20 protein-coding genes and 1 pseudogene are annotated in these 13,851 nt (G+C 56.3%); 6 read left to right on the top strand and 15 right to left on the bottom strand.

Going from position 1 to position 13,851, the window contains the following annotated elements:
* Window positions 1-96: 96 nt before the first annotated feature.
* The 7 genes and pseudogenes from CJU94_RS19560 to CJU94_RS19590 form a co-directional block, all read right to left on the bottom strand.
* The gene (locus CJU94_RS19560; RefSeq protein WP_157763780.1) at window positions 97-1,101 is read right to left on the bottom strand and encodes a hypothetical protein; all 1,005 of its coding nucleotides are present in this window, start codon (window positions 1,099-1,101) and stop codon (window positions 97-99) included.
* Window positions 1,074-1,526, bottom strand: a complete 453-nt coding sequence (locus CJU94_RS19565) for a hypothetical protein (RefSeq protein ID WP_208645335.1) — start codon at window positions 1,524-1,526, stop codon at window positions 1,074-1,076. Before CJU94_RS19565 ends, CJU94_RS19560 begins: the two co-directional genes overlap by 28 nt.
* A 14-nt stretch (window positions 1,527-1,540) precedes the next feature.
* Window positions 1,541-2,143 (bottom strand): hypothetical protein, encoded by a 603-nt coding sequence (locus tag CJU94_RS19570; protein WP_095420107.1) that lies wholly within the window; start codon window positions 2,141-2,143, stop codon window positions 1,541-1,543.
* Window positions 2,140-3,927, bottom strand: a complete 1,788-nt coding sequence (locus tag CJU94_RS19575) for a toprim domain-containing protein (RefSeq protein ID WP_095420108.1) — start codon at window positions 3,925-3,927, stop codon at window positions 2,140-2,142. Before CJU94_RS19575 ends, CJU94_RS19570 begins: the two co-directional genes overlap by 4 nt.
* Window positions 3,924-4,829 carry a replication protein gene (locus CJU94_RS19580; RefSeq protein WP_095420109.1) on the bottom strand — a complete coding sequence of 302 codons (906 nt, stop codon included), beginning with the start codon at window positions 4,827-4,829 and terminating at the stop codon, window positions 3,924-3,926. Before CJU94_RS19580 ends, CJU94_RS19575 begins: the two co-directional genes overlap by 4 nt.
* Before the next feature lie 616 nt (window positions 4,830-5,445).
* A pseudogene (locus CJU94_RS19585) lies at window positions 5,446-6,023 on the bottom strand (MFS transporter); the annotation flags it as partial.
* A 29-nt stretch (window positions 6,024-6,052) separates the two neighbouring features.
* A complete protein-coding gene (locus tag CJU94_RS19590) occupies window positions 6,053-6,259 on the bottom strand; it encodes a helix-turn-helix transcriptional regulator (protein WP_244220883.1) in 207 nt (68 codons plus the stop codon).
* 251 nt (window positions 6,260-6,510) lie between these two features.
* On the opposite strand from CJU94_RS19590, the gene CJU94_RS19595 reads away from it, so the two are divergent.
* Complete coding sequence (locus CJU94_RS19595; protein WP_208645336.1) at window positions 6,511-6,891, top strand: Arc family DNA-binding protein; 381 nt, start codon at window positions 6,511-6,513, stop codon at window positions 6,889-6,891.
* 215 nt (window positions 6,892-7,106) lie between these two features.
* Here CJU94_RS19595 and CJU94_RS19600 read toward each other — a convergent pair whose 3' ends face one another.
* The 4 genes from CJU94_RS19600 to CJU94_RS19610 all read right to left on the bottom strand — a co-directional run bounded on the left by CJU94_RS19600 (window position 7,107) and on the right by CJU94_RS19610 (window position 8,641).
* The gene (locus tag CJU94_RS19600) at window positions 7,107-7,352 is read right to left on the bottom strand and encodes a hypothetical protein (protein ID WP_095420112.1); all 246 of its coding nucleotides are present in this window, start codon (window positions 7,350-7,352) and stop codon (window positions 7,107-7,109) included.
* Window positions 7,345-7,851, bottom strand: a complete 507-nt coding sequence (locus CJU94_RS19605) for a hypothetical protein (protein WP_095420113.1) — start codon at window positions 7,849-7,851, stop codon at window positions 7,345-7,347. Before CJU94_RS19605 ends, CJU94_RS19600 begins: the two co-directional genes overlap by 8 nt.
* Window positions 7,838-8,011, bottom strand: a complete 174-nt coding sequence (locus CJU94_RS40940; protein WP_157763781.1) for a hypothetical protein — start codon at window positions 8,009-8,011, stop codon at window positions 7,838-7,840. Before CJU94_RS40940 ends, CJU94_RS19605 begins: the two co-directional genes overlap by 14 nt.
* 294 nt (window positions 8,012-8,305) lie before the next feature.
* Complete coding sequence (locus CJU94_RS19610) at window positions 8,306-8,641, bottom strand: helix-turn-helix transcriptional regulator (protein ID WP_095420114.1); 336 nt, start codon at window positions 8,639-8,641, stop codon at window positions 8,306-8,308.
* A gap of 65 nt (window positions 8,642-8,706) precedes the next feature.
* Here CJU94_RS19610 and CJU94_RS41825 point away from each other — a divergent pair, with 65 nt between their 5' ends.
* The gene (locus CJU94_RS41825; RefSeq protein ID WP_244220884.1) at window positions 8,707-9,255 is read left to right on the top strand and encodes an excisionase; all 549 of its coding nucleotides are present in this window, start codon (window positions 8,707-8,709) and stop codon (window positions 9,253-9,255) included.
* 6 nt (window positions 9,256-9,261) lie between these two features.
* On the opposite strand, the gene CJU94_RS19620 is transcribed toward CJU94_RS41825, so the two are convergent.
* The 4 genes from CJU94_RS19620 to CJU94_RS19635 form a co-directional block, all read right to left on the bottom strand.
* Window positions 9,262-10,038 carry a hypothetical protein gene (locus tag CJU94_RS19620; RefSeq protein WP_157763782.1) on the bottom strand — a complete coding sequence of 259 codons (777 nt, stop codon included), beginning with the start codon at window positions 10,036-10,038 and terminating at the stop codon, window positions 9,262-9,264.
* Window positions 10,039-10,106: 68 nt separating this feature from the next.
* Window positions 10,107-10,367, bottom strand: coding sequence for a DUF4224 domain-containing protein (locus CJU94_RS19625; RefSeq protein WP_095420116.1), 261 nt, complete (start codon window positions 10,365-10,367; stop codon window positions 10,107-10,109).
* 13 nt (window positions 10,368-10,380) lie between these two features.
* Complete coding sequence (locus CJU94_RS19630; RefSeq protein ID WP_095420117.1) at window positions 10,381-10,593, bottom strand: helix-turn-helix domain-containing protein; 213 nt, start codon at window positions 10,591-10,593, stop codon at window positions 10,381-10,383.
* 17 nt (window positions 10,594-10,610) lie between these two features.
* A complete protein-coding gene (locus CJU94_RS19635) occupies window positions 10,611-10,808 on the bottom strand; it encodes an excisionase (RefSeq protein WP_095420118.1) in 198 nt (65 codons plus the stop codon).
* 102 nt (window positions 10,809-10,910) lie between these two features.
* Between CJU94_RS19635 and CJU94_RS19640 the strand changes: the two genes are divergently transcribed.
* The 4 genes from CJU94_RS19640 to CJU94_RS40945 all read left to right on the top strand — a co-directional run bounded on the left by CJU94_RS19640 (window position 10,911) and on the right by CJU94_RS40945 (window position 13,799).
* Window positions 10,911-11,189, top strand: a complete 279-nt coding sequence (locus CJU94_RS19640; protein ID WP_095420119.1) for a hypothetical protein — start codon at window positions 10,911-10,913, stop codon at window positions 11,187-11,189.
* An 89-nt stretch (window positions 11,190-11,278) separates the two neighbouring features.
* Window positions 11,279-11,947 carry a hypothetical protein gene (locus tag CJU94_RS19645; protein ID WP_095420120.1) on the top strand — a complete coding sequence of 223 codons (669 nt, stop codon included), beginning with the start codon at window positions 11,279-11,281 and terminating at the stop codon, window positions 11,945-11,947.
* 698 nt (window positions 11,948-12,645) lie between these two features.
* Window positions 12,646-13,419, top strand: coding sequence for a hypothetical protein (locus tag CJU94_RS19650; protein WP_095420121.1), 774 nt, complete (start codon window positions 12,646-12,648; stop codon window positions 13,417-13,419).
* Window positions 13,416-13,799, top strand: a complete 384-nt coding sequence (locus tag CJU94_RS40945; RefSeq protein ID WP_157763783.1) for a hypothetical protein — start codon at window positions 13,416-13,418, stop codon at window positions 13,797-13,799. Before CJU94_RS19650 ends, CJU94_RS40945 begins: the two co-directional genes overlap by 4 nt.
* Window positions 13,800-13,851 lie beyond the last annotated feature (52 nt).

Here is a 13,851-nt window from a genome sequence, read left to right on the forward strand (position 1 = left end):
CCTCTCCCCGCAGGGAGAAGTCTCGCACTTAAGCGGTATCGGTCATCTGGCATCTAGAATACAACAGAATTTACTGGTTTACAACAGTCCGTTCGATTATCTCTTAAGCCTTTCTGCATCACGTTTGATTGCCGCCAGCTTCTTGAGCGCGTCTCGCTCTCGTCTCGACGTTTTGCCGGCCGTAGCACCGTCCGCAGGTCCCTGGCTCGAATGCTTGGGAATGTGCGAATCGAGCGTTGCCACGGTCAACTTTGCCAGCATGCTTTTAGCGTTCGAAGACATAGGCAAGAAGGTCATCAACCGAAAGTTTGTCGGGGAAAAAAACAGCCTGCCCGCTTCGCACGCCGCGATAGTACGCCGGGCGTCGGTTGGCAGATAGTGAGTTTCTTGAAACAGTTCTTGAAGCTCTGCCACTTCTGCGCCTTGAGGATCCGAGGCAAGTAGCGCATCGGCCCGACGCCACAGTGTCGACATCTGCTTTTCATTGAGATCAAGCACGTTGACGCCCTGCAACACGCCCTTTTCCACTTCTTTGTATCTCGCTCCAGCCCTGTTGCGCGCCAGCCCCGAACTCACCATATCTGTAATCTCCGCCTGAGTGCGCTCGACAACTTCCATTATAGAAAGTGACTCTCCGCTAGCGCTGCGGCGCCTTATCTCTCTATACGCTTCGGGAAATAGGGCAGCGAAGGCTTCGCATCGACGGATCCACGCTTGAGCCAAGGAGTATGCGGCGCGCACTTCCCGCTCGATTTCCTGCAGCCCGCGACGATCTAGCAAACGAGGCAAAAGTTCAGCGCGGCGCTCGGCGTCCGAAAATTTTTGTTTCTCATCTAAGAACTTGGTTGAGAACTTGTCCTCGTCTGCCCCGCAAACGTTCCCAATGTTGGAAATCGACCCATCTTCCAATTCGACGACGTAACCCTCTTTGTGCGGCGTACGACAATTTGTCAGGGCGCAAGGAATTTCCTCACGGAATCCATATGGCCAGAGAATACGCTTCAATCCTACGGAGCTTGGGTTCACCCGGTCGACGTAACCCGGCAAGTTTCTAAGATCGGTAGGTGCCTTGACTAACCTCGCTTGCTCGTTAATGTCCATCCTTGTCCCCGAGAGTGGCCAGCCGCAAGATCATAACTGCGTTGCAGATCTTTTTGGGCACGTTGGGTTTCGGCCATCTTTTCGAGCACCTTGGCGATCTCCCGCTTGGCATGAGCTAACGCCATCAGGAACGTGCCATCGCTCCTGCGCGGCAGCTTCAATTTCCGGCAGATGACTGGTGGGCTCATACACAGGATGTAGTGCATGCGCAGGACATCTTTATCGAAGGGCATCAGCCGCCCCCAAGCGCGTTCAACGATCTCCGCGTCGGTTGGGTCCAATAGCATCGCGTCTATCGACCGCGGCTCCGGATTGCCCACTCGGTAACGTCCCTCAGCTGATCCGATTACAGAGCCAGCGGCCGAACTGTACCGCTGTGCCTTGGCCCAGTTTTCAAGTCTCAGATCGAGTGTGCGAAAGTCCATAGTTTCCCCCTCAGTCAAAGCCGCGTCCCTGCAGCGATCAGTGCGTGCCGCACGTCCTGAATCGTCCCGGCTAGCGCCGCGGTCAGATACCGAGCTCGGTACGCATCGCTGACATTTCCGGTCCGCTCGCGAACGTCAGCAGGCGTCTCCATGACCCGGGTGCACTGTGCCGCAGTTGCCCGGAACACGCGCCATCCGGTTTGCGATAGCCAATGAGCGACGCGCGCCGACTCTTCATCGTCACCGCATTGCAGCGCGACCTTCGCCGCTGGATTTCCGAAGCTCACGACCAGGTCGCCGACAGGCAACCGAGGCCATAGCGGCAACCCTTCCGAACGTATGTCTTGCCACGCACCGAACTCGACAGGCGTCAGCACCAAGGCCCAATCGGCGATGTCGTAAGGGCAAAAACCCGTCCAATCATCGACGCCCGCGGCAACACGGCGCTCAAACGTCGCATAGTTGCGTCGAATAGCTGCCGATTGCTCGTCGGGCAGCAAGCCACCCGAGACGCTTTCAAAAGGCATCGCCTGAGCTGCATTGAAACGCTTAAGCAAACCTTCGCGAAGGTCCGAAAATTGGACGATCCCGTTTTTCACCGATGTCTGATGGCTCATGCGAACTGCTCCTGTGTCGTCTGGCTGAAAGGAAGATGCACAAACGGGCGACGCGCGCTCGATGTGCTGAACTGCTGCGATTCACGATTGAAGAACAACGCCAGCTTGCGATGCTGCGTATCGCCGTTTCGCTGTTTATGAAGTTCAAGAAAAGCGTCCGGCTCGTCGTCTCCGGCGTCTGCGTCCTCCTTCTGTGCCGACCAGACGGAAAAGACATTGTCGGCAGCATCCGTGATAACGCCTGCGCCTGACACATCCTGCTTTCCGGGCGCTCGCTTTTCGTCGACGCCCTTGCGCGGATGCGCGACCAGATGAACATGCGTGTCGTTTGCCCGGGCCCAATTGGCAAGCTTGCGCATGGCATCCTTTTGCGACGTAATCGATCCAGGGCCATCCGCCTGAACGTCGGTCATCATGAGACTGTCGATGACGCAGTGCCGGATTCCATACCGCTTATAGGCATAGGCAAAGACGGTCAACAATCGATCGATCGAAGCCGTACCGACAAGCGCAAATAGCCACATACGGTCGCGTAACCACTCGCCGATGAAGTCGAGATGCCCCGGCGCTGGACGATCGAGTCCGCCGATTTGTTTCGCGATGCGTTTGCCCTGCCGCTGGGGGGTCATCTCCCCAGAAAAGACGCAGGCACGTTCGCCTGCCAGCATGAGACCCAGCAACACCTGATTCAGCAGCAACGACTTTCCATGTCCGTTGTAACCCGTCCAAACGGTTACTTCGCCCGGCCGAAATTCAAACCAGAATTGTTTCTGTCCGCAAAAGCTCAACGATGGGTTCTCGTCGACGTCGTGCGACGGATAGAACAACGCTTTAACCCCAGGCCAGAAATCGGAAATGGAACGAAGTTCATCCGGATCGAACGTCCTCGCCGTCGCAAGACAGTTGTGAAACTTTTCGGCGCCGGCACCGCTCTGCAAAAACTCGTTGGCGTCCTTCGATTTTTCGAACACGACCAACTTGCAACGATCCAGTCCCAGGCGATTTGCAACTTCCTTCGCCCCCTTCTGCCCCGCTTCGTCGTTGTCGTAGCAGAGGTAGATTTCGCTAAAACGCTCAAGCCTCGACCAGTCGCTATCGATCCACTGGTGATTGCCGGCGCCGGCGTTTACCGACAGCGCGGGAATCCCGACCTGGTGCAATGACATCGCATCTATCTCGCCTTCGGCTATCGCAATGACCCGCTGCGACGGGTCGATCAGGTGCCAACCGAAAAGACAGGGCTCTGCGCCGGCTTCTTGCCGCATGTCCTTCTTGTCGGCAACGTTGCGGTACTTGGCATTGATCAGTTCGCCGTCGCGCAGGTACGGGAAAACAGCGTACGTCGCGCTACCTCGTGACTGCTCCGCCAGCTTGAACGCGGTGATCGTCTCCTCGGTTATGCCGCGGGCACCGAGCCATTCACCGAGAACGCTTGTCGGTTTGGAACACGCTGGGCGCGATGGCCGCTTGTACGCCGGAGCTTGACGCGCAGGCATCTCGTCTCGCACACCCAGGAACCGCTTGGCGTCTTTCATGGCCTCAACCACGGACAACGCGCGGCATTGGCTCCACAGGTCGAGGAGGTCGCCACCTTCACCCGCGTTAAAGTCGCGCCAGACACCGCGCTTCGCACCGCTCAGGCGAACCGACAGGCTGCCGCCAGCTTCGCCGCCTACGCTGCCCGCCTTCCATTCCCTGCCTGACTTCTTGCCCTGCGGCAACAGGTATTCGACGATCGTCGTGACGTTCTCGGCCATCAGTGCGGCCAGTTCTTTCGCATTCATAGCTGAGCCTCTGCAGCCAGGACTTCGTTCGGCACGCGTTTACCGTCACGCCACAGGTGCGCGTATCGCTCGCTGCAACCTTCGTTCGTTGCCTGCCACTCCTTGTCGAAGCCGGCGCGGTGCCACCAACTCGCAATTGCCGCATCTGCCGGCTGCGATCCGAAGTCAGACTCTGACTCGAAGTGATGGTCAGGCCCGAAGAACGTCGAAGCCATTTTCACGAATCGCGTTCCAGTGTTGCCGGCGTCGGCGACCTGCTTTGCGTACCTCTTCACGCCAGCAATCATCGAAGCTCCCGAGATGCCTTCACGGCGACGTGCATCCCATGCCTTGCGGGCTGCGGATTTCGAATTGCCGCCATCGCGTTTCGGATACAGCCGCCACGCCTCTTCGAACTCCTCGTCGACGCTCTCCGCAGATTTTTTCGCACGAGAGTGTTTTATGTCTTTTGGAAGGTTGTCTTTTGTGTGTACCGATTTGGTACTAGCGACCTGTACCGATTCGGTACTAGTACCGTTTTGGTACCCCTGTACCCGATCGGTACACCCCTCCTTAGAATTCAATGAGTTAGATACCCCCCGTACCGAATCGGTACTAGTCCACCGCGTGTAATCCTTCGTGATTTCGACCATTGATCCGTACTCGCCCTTGACTTTCGAGATCACGTTTTTCCGCGCTAGTTCGTTCAGCGTGCTGGTCACGTGCGTGCGCGCCATGCCGCAGATTTCACCGATCTGAGATGCCGAAACGTCGTCTCGCTTTTTGTTGAAGCCATACGTTTTGCGTGCGATCGCAAGCACGACTTTTAGCTGTCGCGCTGTAAAGGGGAAACGCAGGATTGCATCGAAGAGCTCGTTTGCGAGCTTGATGTGTCCGTCTTCGACCTGTGGGGATGCCGCCATGTCGATAGCCTCAATGACGCGCCAGATCCAGCCAGCGGAAAAGCCCAGTGACGGCGGCGGCCGGCAGAAGACCGCGGCAATGCAGGCCCATCGCAAACCGTTTAACGATGGTTCTCATGCCTGCAGCCCCCGCGCGCCTTCCAGAAGGTTCAACTGTGCCTCGCTACGCGCACGGATCTCGCGACACATCTCGTAGCAGCACACGCGCCGCCAGAGCCGCGTAGCGCAGTCGGAGCACATCAGATTGCCGAGGGCTGAGATGCGCAGTTCGCGCTCGTAGTCGGAGCGAGGCTGCCCGGTGATCTCTACAGGTTCAGGCTGCCGAACTGACCAGATCCGGAGTTCCGGACCAGCGAACCGCCGGTGCCGGCGAACGGATGAGAAACTCCGACATGGCGGGGGTGCCACAACAACACCAAGGTGTTCGCGTTTCATACTTATCGTCCTTGTCCAAAATCCAATAAGGATTACTAAGTGGACATGAAAAAGCCCCGCCGTTCTGGGGAGTGCCGATAGTCAGTCGGATCGGTTTGCCGTAGGGTTCGGCTTACCTCACTCCCCACAAAGGCGGGGCAACCCTATTGCATCGATGACCAGTCGATGTTTAATGTGGTGATCAGTGATCGAATATTTTCTTGCTGACGAGTATAAGCCAGCAAAAGACGAGCCCCGAACAAGTGAAGAATACGGCGCTCTGGCCATCCGCCTTCAGCAACCAGCCACCGACCACGCCGCCCAGCGCAAGACCGATCGACTGGGTGGTGTTGTACACGCCCGCGGCCGCGCCCTTGCGGTTCCGGGCGCCAGTTTCGACACCAGCGAAGGCCGCGAAGCTTCGGGAATATTGAAGCCGAGGAAGTACACAAAAAGGATCACCACCACGCTCAGAATCGTATGTGGCGCGACGCCCTTTAACAACTGTCCGATCAGGATAAGAGCGATCGCCGACAGCAGCACGATTTTCATTTTGCCGCGCTTTTCCGTGGCAATGATCGCCGGCACCATCATCACGAACGAGAGGCCCATGACCGGCAAATACACTTTCCAGTGCGACGCGACCGGCAGGCCGCCGACTTTGAGAATGCGCGGCACGACGAGGAACAAGGCGGTTTGCGTCGCGTGCAGCACGAGCATGCCAAAATTCAGACGCAGCAATTTGACGTTGTGAAGCGCTTCGGCGAACGGCGCGCGCACACGAGCGTGGGCAATCGTCATGGCGAGCCTCAGGCAACTGATTCAACTTCGGGATTGGCAACGTAATCCAGGGGACTTTGGAGATATTTGTGAATTTCTTCGTTTTTATAGACCGTGCACTTCTCCGAAAGGCGGATCGGGCGCGGTGCCTTGCCGGCGAGGCACAGCTTCCGCCAAGTCTCACGGCCTACCGGCAAGAACGGCGCAATCTGCGACCATTTTGACAATCCGATCATCGGAAGAGACACTCCCGCGTCCCCACTCTTGCAGCGACTCGATCCCATACACCCCCCTAAAATGGCCACTCGCAGAGGCAGTCCGCCATGGTTTATCCGGGAAATCCCTGACTGCCCAACCTAATTTTGCTACCAAACTCACCTACTTGCCGCTATAGTGCCTTCATATCGAAGGCATAAGGCCGAGTATAAAGCGCCTCCAAATTGAAGGCAACTTCATTTTGGAGGCAAATTGGCGGCACGGAGGGAAAGTGGCTATTCAGGACGAGTACATCAAGACAGCATTGCGGTTGCCAAGGCATCTACATGCCGACATATCCGTAAGCGCCGAAAATGCCGGCCGGTCGATGAACGCAGAAATCATTGATCGACTCGCAAAGAGTTCGGATCTAGTTCATCTTCATCGGGTGATTGAGCAGCTCACACAAACGATGCAGTTAGACCGTGAGGAAAATCGGAATAGTCGTGATTGGATCTTGACGATGTTCCAGCAGACGATCGAGGTGCTCAAGGAAGCCTTGCAGAATGCCGAGCAGATGAATGCGACACCGGAACATCTGCAGCGACTTCGCGGAGAAATCGCCCGCGCCATCTTGGCTTTAGACGCATTCTCACCGGGGGCGAGAAAGTGAATTGATGGTGAAACTAATTTCAGCAACCGTCAATTGGCTGCGAATGTTGGCCGAGAACGGCGGCGGTGAAAGCTATCGCTCTTTCTGCACGATTAACCGCCTGTAGACGCCGTTGCTCTGACACTGCGCTCTCGCGTGCCCTTGATAGTGAACCGCGCCAACAGGGTAAGGGAGCCCTGCTTTCGCCCCGTCGAGCTAGGCGCGGTTGCAAAAGTTTACTCCGCCAACGAAGAATCCGGATTAGCGATCTTCGCTACCTCGCGGGTCACCCTCACTGCGGTGAGCAGAGCGCGCGCCATCCTGTTCATAGCTTCGTCGATTCTTGCGAGCCTCTGTTCAGGTGTTTCAAGCCGGTTACCGGCGTCGAAATTCAAGATCGAGGCGGTGGCGGCGCCAGCAACCGGGTTGGTACGGCGACGCCCGCGCTTGCGCTGGACCGGTAGGATATGGATATCAGCCATGGCGCGCCCTCCACACGAGGTCCATCAGATCCGTCGCCAGTTTCTCCACATCCTGGCGCAGATCAACCACGGTGCAACGCACCGGTAGTTCTCCCTGCCGGTCGTCGTCGATCGCTTCGGACATGAAGGCGAGAACGTTATAGACCTTCCAGGCCCATCGGGAGTGGTCACTGAGATCTCTCTCCACCCGCTCCATCGTGCGGGCGTCCTCGGCGATACGCTTCACGCCCTCAGTTAGCCCATGGAAGAAGTGGGTCATCATCAAGTTGAGGAGAGCCCCGTACTCATCTTCCGACTGCCCGCATGCATTCGGAACGTTCGCGTTCATCCAGTTGGTCCACAGGTCTTGAGACACCGCGGCGATCGCGTCAGTGTCGATGAGGATTTTCTCGCCGGCAACGTATGCGCGCTGAAGCGCTTCGTCGAGCGGAAGCGATGCGAGATTAATCGGTTGTTGTTTGCTTTGCTCGGGACGAGCAGCGGAATCAAGCGTGGTCATGGCCGACCTCCGCTTCGGAAGCCTTCCGTTTTTCCGTGTCGGTACGTTGCAGCAGGACGTAGAGCGCAGCGTTCAAGCAGACAATCGCTTGCTCGATCTTATCCTTGAGTTCTTGTACTTCGTTACTTTGCCCGGACTGGGTCTGATGGATTTGCGGCATGATTGGCACTCCTAGAACTGGTAGGAGCCTGCCTCTCATCGCCAAATGAGGTGGGCAGGCACTTGACGAGGTTGGCGAACCGGCGTTCTAGGAAACCGGCATGCGCGCGAGCGCATCCCCATCAAGGCCCACCCATAAACTGGGTACGCGATGATACTACGGACGAAAAAATACCGCCTAGAGGCGGTTCGTCCGCCTAGAAACATCAGGTCGCCAAACCCGATCGCTGTTGTCTCAGCGATATGTAAAGGTTAGTTATCCAGCATGAGTTCGTCAAGTGCGAATTTGTAAACGCTATTTCTTTTCCGACAGGCGCTCGCGTTCGCGGGCCTCCTCCACGCTCCTTCTCAAAAAATCTCGCAACGACTCCTTCTGCTCACCCGGCACCTTAACCGCAACGTCAGATCGTCGGGAGCGTGGCTGCGCTGGCGGAAGTGGAATCGGCTTAACCAGTTTGGCATCAAGAAATGCCTCCAGCGACTCAAGATCATAGACGTGCGTCTTGTGGCCAAGCCTGTAGCGCTTGATGATCTCACCTTGCCTATCAATTCTACTTATCGTCGCGTACGGCACGCCAAGGAATTCGGCGGACTCCTTTGCGCTGATGCGCTTCTTACCAACCGTACTCATCGTCATCCTCCGTTCGGACAATACGGATGTTGTAGCATGCCCAAATTGTCACGTAGGAGGCTAGGATGGCCGACAACAAGGTTGACCGTTGGCTACCGCTTGAGGAGGCGGCAGCGGTAATGAACCGCAGTCTGAGAATAATCAAAAGCCAGATGCGCAACGGCCGGATCCGGCGCGATCACCACTTCCGGAAAGTTGGTGATGCCCAGTTTGAACTGAACATCACCAAGTATTTGGAATGGCTAGACGAGCAGAAGGAGCGCCGGAAACTTCCGTTCATCGAACGCGTGCGCCTCGGCATTGAAGAAGGAAACCAGAAACTTATGGACGCGGTGGACGAAACGCGCACTAAGGCTCCGCGTGAACGAGAGCTTTCTGTGCCAGTTCTACCAGAATCGGCAAAGCGCCGCCCCAAACTGATTCCTATCGCGGTCTGGGCAGAGGAAACTTTCGGCGATTACGCTCCGCCGGTGCGCACGATTCGAAGCTGGATTAGGGCGGGGAAAATTTATCCCATGCCAGTAAAGATCGGACGCTCTTACTATGTGAAGCCCGATGCCGAATATGTCGACCCACTCGTGCAGAGATTTCGGCGGTCGATAGGAAGGTACTGACTGACCTCAGCTGAATTGAGCGACGACGGCCGCATCGCGCTCCAGTTCCCCAGCGACGCCAAGAGCCCATGCACGCCATTTTGCGTATACGTCCGCAGACACTCGTCCTTCAGTAACCTGGCCGGCCATCGCAACCGCGTAGATCCTGATCATTTGGCTGGTGTGCCACTGTTGAGCACACGCGATCAATGCATCGCGCCGCTTCCGGTCTTCCGCGAGCCGCTGGTCGGCAACTTTTCGCTCAGCGCGCGCGCGCTCGACCGCCAGCTCAGTCCTGTTTACCTTTTCTACCGCGGCAACTATGCCGGCGTGGCGTCGTTCAATTTCCGCAAGGATTTCCGGAAGACTCTCAGCTAGATCAATACCCGCTTTCTCCTTGAACACCGGCTTACTGGTCGAATGCTCATTGACAAGCACTTCCAGCCAGCCAGTACCGACAAGCCCATGAGTGTAAACAGACGCTCGATCTTCTTTCGAGACGAGATCGGTGTCGGCACGGAAGCACGGCTCAATAACGCGTAATGCTGACTCTGCGCCGTCTTTTCGCAGGGCAATGTGGGTGCAGTGACGCCCCATGGCAACATCGAACCCGGCGCCCTCCACACAGCGGCAAATCTCGTTCGCTATCTGCAAACCTCGTTCATACGTAGCTCGGGTACATCTGATTGCCTTCGCCGCGTCAGCTCGGCGCTCCCCGGATCCGGCCTCTGCCGGAAAGAACTCTTCCCACGCGGGATAGCCCGAAATTTTGCCGCTAAGTAAGCCATCAAATCGTAACTTCATCTTCCAGACGACGCCGTTCCACGCCGACTCGTCTCGACCGGAAGCGTCTGTTCTTAAGACCCTGCGCCTCATCTTTCCTCCAATCTGCGGAGCCTTTCTGACCGGAGCAATGGTCGTTCAACCTCTGATGGTGTTGTAGCTTTTGGAGCAAGCCCTAAGCGTTTCGCCAGTAGCGCTTCGAAGACCTCTTGAGTCAGCACGATCGATCCGTCCGCACGACAGACGACCTTGATGCGGAAGTTCTCTTCGAACCATTTCGCCTGCAGCGAGTATCGCTTCGCGCCAGTGATCGACAGAAGATCCTCGGGGGAGAGAAGCTTGTATGTCATCGCTTGAGTTGCCCTAGACCGGTTGCAAAGCGCGGTCTATCTGCTCGATCGGAATCATGCCGCATCGGTTGAGCCGGAATATTCCGGCCTTCAACATGTTATGCACGGTACGCGCGCTAACGCCCAGCATCTCGGCGGCCTGTTTCTGGTTAACCTGAGAGGGACGCGGGTGGCGCTCCGCGTAGAGCTGGACCGCGCGAATCGCTACTCGGAGGTCGTCATCCATTCAATCGCGTCCTTTGGTTAGCCTGGAATCCGATCCACGAGCCGCGGCCGGATCGTCGAATCTGCAAATGTGGCGTTGTCTTCGACGTAGCACGACCGCCCAACCTTCACTGGCGGCGGATAGATCTTGCCGGCCTTGATCCACAGCCGCGCCGTGCGAATTTTGGGCGGCGGGTCGAATTCCTTTTCTAGCCACTTATCAAGTCGGATTTTCATCAGCGCAGTTGCTCCGAGAAACGTTCACGAACGCCGATGATAGCGCGCGCTTGCGGCCAGCACCCCACAGCGGCAAAATGCGGCCTTCAACGGGGGACCACAATGAAAACAATTCTCGCTTTGGCAGCACTGACCACGCTCGCCGCATGCACGACCATTTCCGAAGTCACGCCGGCCGGCGACGGGCATTACACCGTCACGACCCAAGTCCGCGGCGGCATGACACCATGGGGCGAGGTGAAAGCGTCAAGCCTGAAGCGTGCCGACGAGTACTGCACTCACCAAGGCAAGCAGATGCATCAGGTCGACATGCAGACGCATGGGGTCCGCGGATGGACTCCGCAGGAGGCTGAACTGACGTTCTCGTGCACCTCCGGGTAACATGTCGCATAGCGCTTACGGAGTGGGCCGACCGCACTCGCCATCTCGCGGTCTGTTCTTTTGGCATTGGTACGCAAGGAATCGTAGTTTTGAATAACAAAGCAAAAACAAAACAGCGTGAGCAAGCCGCGAAACTCTATACCCATTTGCTGGAAGAAATCCAAATTAGGCTCAGTAGCATCGAAGATGCGCTCAGTGGAAAGCTTCCCCTCTCACCCATGCTGACGCGGGAGTTTTGCTTTCTTCAAATCCGCATGATCTGCGAACTAGTCGCCTCCGGTTGCCTTGTCATGCACGGAGACATACCGGCGACGCGCGAAGGTAGGTTGCAAAAGGCTTGGAAAGCCGATGTCATCATGGCCGAACTGGGAAAAATACATACGAACTTTTACCCTCGTCCAGTGCGACAGAAATTACTTACCGATCCGTCGGTGCCGGGTCCCCGGAAAATCCACCTCGAACCACTGAAGTCCGGATTTTTTTCGCGAGACGAGCTCATCCGACTCTATGGAAAATGCGGCGACGTTTTGCATAAAGGAAATCTCAAGAGACTACTAAAACCCGGAGAAAATCTGCAATGGGACACCGCTGAGACGATTGAAATTATCTCCAAGCTTCGCGGATTATTAGACCAACATCAAATTCTGTCACTTGACTGTGAAACACTATACGTGTGCGGCTACGACCCCGCCACAAAGAAAGTGTTCGTCTCGATCGCGGGAGTCGTCGTCCAAGCAGACTCGCGTGAACATCCGTAAAAATCCGCAGAATATATCTCGAACACAGATAATGAGCCGACATCAACCGGCTTGAAATCAGCGTCAACGTGGGGGGCGACCGGCGACCATTACCGTAATTTCGACTACCGTCGCGCCGGATAGGACACTGGCTTGGCAACGATGGCTCGCACTGGCGAATGGCTGCGCACCGATCACCTGGTTGAATCAGGACGCATCTGGTGCAACGCAAACGGCGCACGCTTAGATTGGCAAGACCGCGTCTCGCTCGGACAGATAGCGGCCGACCTAGCGCCGCAGGTTAGGGCGGCGTTTGGGCTGACGAGGGAGCGTTCGTTGGTGCCACTATGTCGCGACGGTTGGATGCTCGGCTATGAGTCGCCAGTGGTTTGCGGTATCTACGATGTATGCGCGACTCGTTTGATGGTTGACTCCGGCTCATGGTTCCGCGTAAAATAACAGGTTTTTCTCAAAACGCATCTTGTCGTAAGATCCGAATCCTTCCGATCACGAACGCTGAAGGCGACAAGAGTGTTGTTAGACTGCGCCGCGGACGCAGTCTAAATTTTTCCGTACAACTACCGATAACTTAGAGTGTGCGCTTGGCCACAATGTCAGGAACACAAAGCCATGGTACGCTCGTGCCATGAACGGGTGGTTGTACGAAGAAGGTAAAAAATACCTAGGCGGCAATGGCCGCGCTAAGACACGAAGGCAACATGCAAGCTAAGCCACGGGAAAAGACCGTTGGAATTATTCAGCGCATCAACGACCTGCAGCTGTCATCCCCCTACTTCACTGACGTTTCGAGCTTGAGCGCCGAGAGCCGCGAGTGGCGAGTCTTGAGGAGGGAAGTGGACGACGTGTTTAAGGTCGATGCTCGCTCAGGCTGGGAACTGACTGGCATATTGCAGTCGCTGTGTTGCGACCGCGAGGGCATGGAAAGTGCTTTCCAAAAGAGTTTAGCCCTTGGCATTTCAGAAAGTAACCATTTGAACCTAATGGTTAACCGCTTGAATCTCGGATTGTTTAGTGAGTCTCAGCAGGTGTACAGTCAAGTAGGCTCGCCAGAAGGCGGGAATTTTACGATGATGATCCGAGACGGCTATGTTGCCGGGGCAATCTTCCAAGCGGCTCAGTTTGCCGGGAGGGCGCGCGAAATGGGCATCGAATGGGATGGCAGCGAAGAAATGGCTGAAGAATTCCGGCGGGCAGTTGCGCTGTTACAGCAGGCAGGCATTGACGACGCGATGATTGCACGTCATTTGGACGTGGCCGGGAACATTCTCGTTCGTCACAAGATCCGCCCGCGCATCGAGCCGATGGTCACCTCTTTACCAGGCGTCTTCGAGGGAGTGACTTATCTGTTTAGCGTGCCAGTTAGTGCGCGCGAAGCATTTGAGATGAACATGGAATTGTCAGAAGCCGAGGATCAAGCCGGCATCGAGCCGACACCCGGTTTCGAGGTCGTTTTCGAGGCAGCGGCGGCATGAGTTCCACTCCGGAAGAATTGATGGTTTGCGCGGAAGCGTTGCTACCCAGCGCCAGCGATGAGACACAATATCGGTCAGTTTGCAGCCGTGCATACTACGCAGCATTCAATGCCGCGAATGCCTTCCATAATAATTTATCGACGCCGGGTACCGTCGGGAATGCCAGTGGCCGTCATCAGCAGCTCATATCGCAGTTGCTGAATCCTCAGATAAGTCAAAAAAACAAGCGGTATCTGGTATCTCGTGCCTTAGGAAAAAGTTTGATGCCTCTCATTTTGGCTCGCGTGAGGGCAGACTACGAGATCCAACTTGACGTGGATCAGGCATTGGCGACCAAGACCACTGCCGGCGCCCGTGTTGTGGTCGACGCAGCGAAGTAAACAAATTTTAGCCAGTGCGGCCGCAAGCAATCAGCGAGAAGATGCATCTCTG

Source organism: Paraburkholderia aromaticivorans (assembly GCF_002278075.1).
Taxonomy (GTDB): domain Bacteria; phylum Pseudomonadota; class Gammaproteobacteria; order Burkholderiales; family Burkholderiaceae; genus Paraburkholderia; species Paraburkholderia aromaticivorans.

Bases quoted from the DNA above. Each gene is read 5' to 3' on its own strand.
- CJU94_RS19560 (WP_157763780.1), bottom strand. From the start codon at position 1,101: ATGGACATTAACGAGCAAGCGAGGTTAGTCAAGGCACCTACCGATCTT.
- CJU94_RS19565 (WP_208645335.1), bottom strand. From the start codon at position 1,526: ATGGACTTTCGCACACTCGATCTGAGACTTGAAAACTGGGCCAAGGCA.
- CJU94_RS19570 (WP_095420107.1), bottom strand. From the start codon at position 2,143: ATGAGCCATCAGACATCGGTGAAAAACGGGATCGTCCAATTTTCGGAC.
- CJU94_RS19575 (WP_095420108.1), bottom strand. From the start codon at position 3,927: ATGAATGCGAAAGAACTGGCCGCACTGATGGCCGAGAACGTCACGACG.
- CJU94_RS19580 (WP_095420109.1), bottom strand. From the start codon at position 4,829: ATGGCGGCATCCCCACAGGTCGAAGACGGACACATCAAGCTCGCAAAC.
- CJU94_RS19590 (WP_244220883.1), bottom strand. From the start codon at position 6,259: ATGATCGGATTGTCAAAATGGTCGCAGATTGCGCCGTTCTTGCCGGTA.
- CJU94_RS19600 (WP_095420112.1), bottom strand. From the start codon at position 7,352: ATGGCTGATATCCATATCCTACCGGTCCAGCGCAAGCGCGGGCGTCGC.
- CJU94_RS19605 (WP_095420113.1), bottom strand. From the start codon at position 7,851: ATGACCACGCTTGATTCCGCTGCTCGTCCCGAGCAAAGCAAACAACAA.
- CJU94_RS40940 (WP_157763781.1), bottom strand. From the start codon at position 8,011: ATGCCGCAAATCCATCAGACCCAGTCCGGGCAAAGTAACGAAGTACAA.
- CJU94_RS19610 (WP_095420114.1), bottom strand. From the start codon at position 8,641: ATGAGTACGGTTGGTAAGAAGCGCATCAGCGCAAAGGAGTCCGCCGAA.
- CJU94_RS41825 (WP_244220884.1), top strand. From the start codon at position 8,707: ATGGCCGACAACAAGGTTGACCGTTGGCTACCGCTTGAGGAGGCGGCA.
- CJU94_RS19620 (WP_157763782.1), bottom strand. From the start codon at position 10,038: ATGAAGTTACGATTTGATGGCTTACTTAGCGGCAAAATTTCGGGCTAT.
- CJU94_RS19625 (WP_095420116.1), bottom strand. From the start codon at position 10,367: ATGACATACAAGCTTCTCTCCCCCGAGGATCTTCTGTCGATCACTGGC.
- CJU94_RS19630 (WP_095420117.1), bottom strand. From the start codon at position 10,593: ATGGATGACGACCTCCGAGTAGCGATTCGCGCGGTCCAGCTCTACGCG.
- CJU94_RS19635 (WP_095420118.1), bottom strand. From the start codon at position 10,808: ATGAAAATCCGACTTGATAAGTGGCTAGAAAAGGAATTCGACCCGCCG.
- CJU94_RS19640 (WP_095420119.1), top strand. From the start codon at position 10,911: ATGAAAACAATTCTCGCTTTGGCAGCACTGACCACGCTCGCCGCATGC.
- CJU94_RS19650 (WP_095420121.1), top strand. From the start codon at position 12,646: ATGCAAGCTAAGCCACGGGAAAAGACCGTTGGAATTATTCAGCGCATC.
- CJU94_RS40945 (WP_157763783.1), top strand. From the start codon at position 13,416: ATGAGTTCCACTCCGGAAGAATTGATGGTTTGCGCGGAAGCGTTGCTA.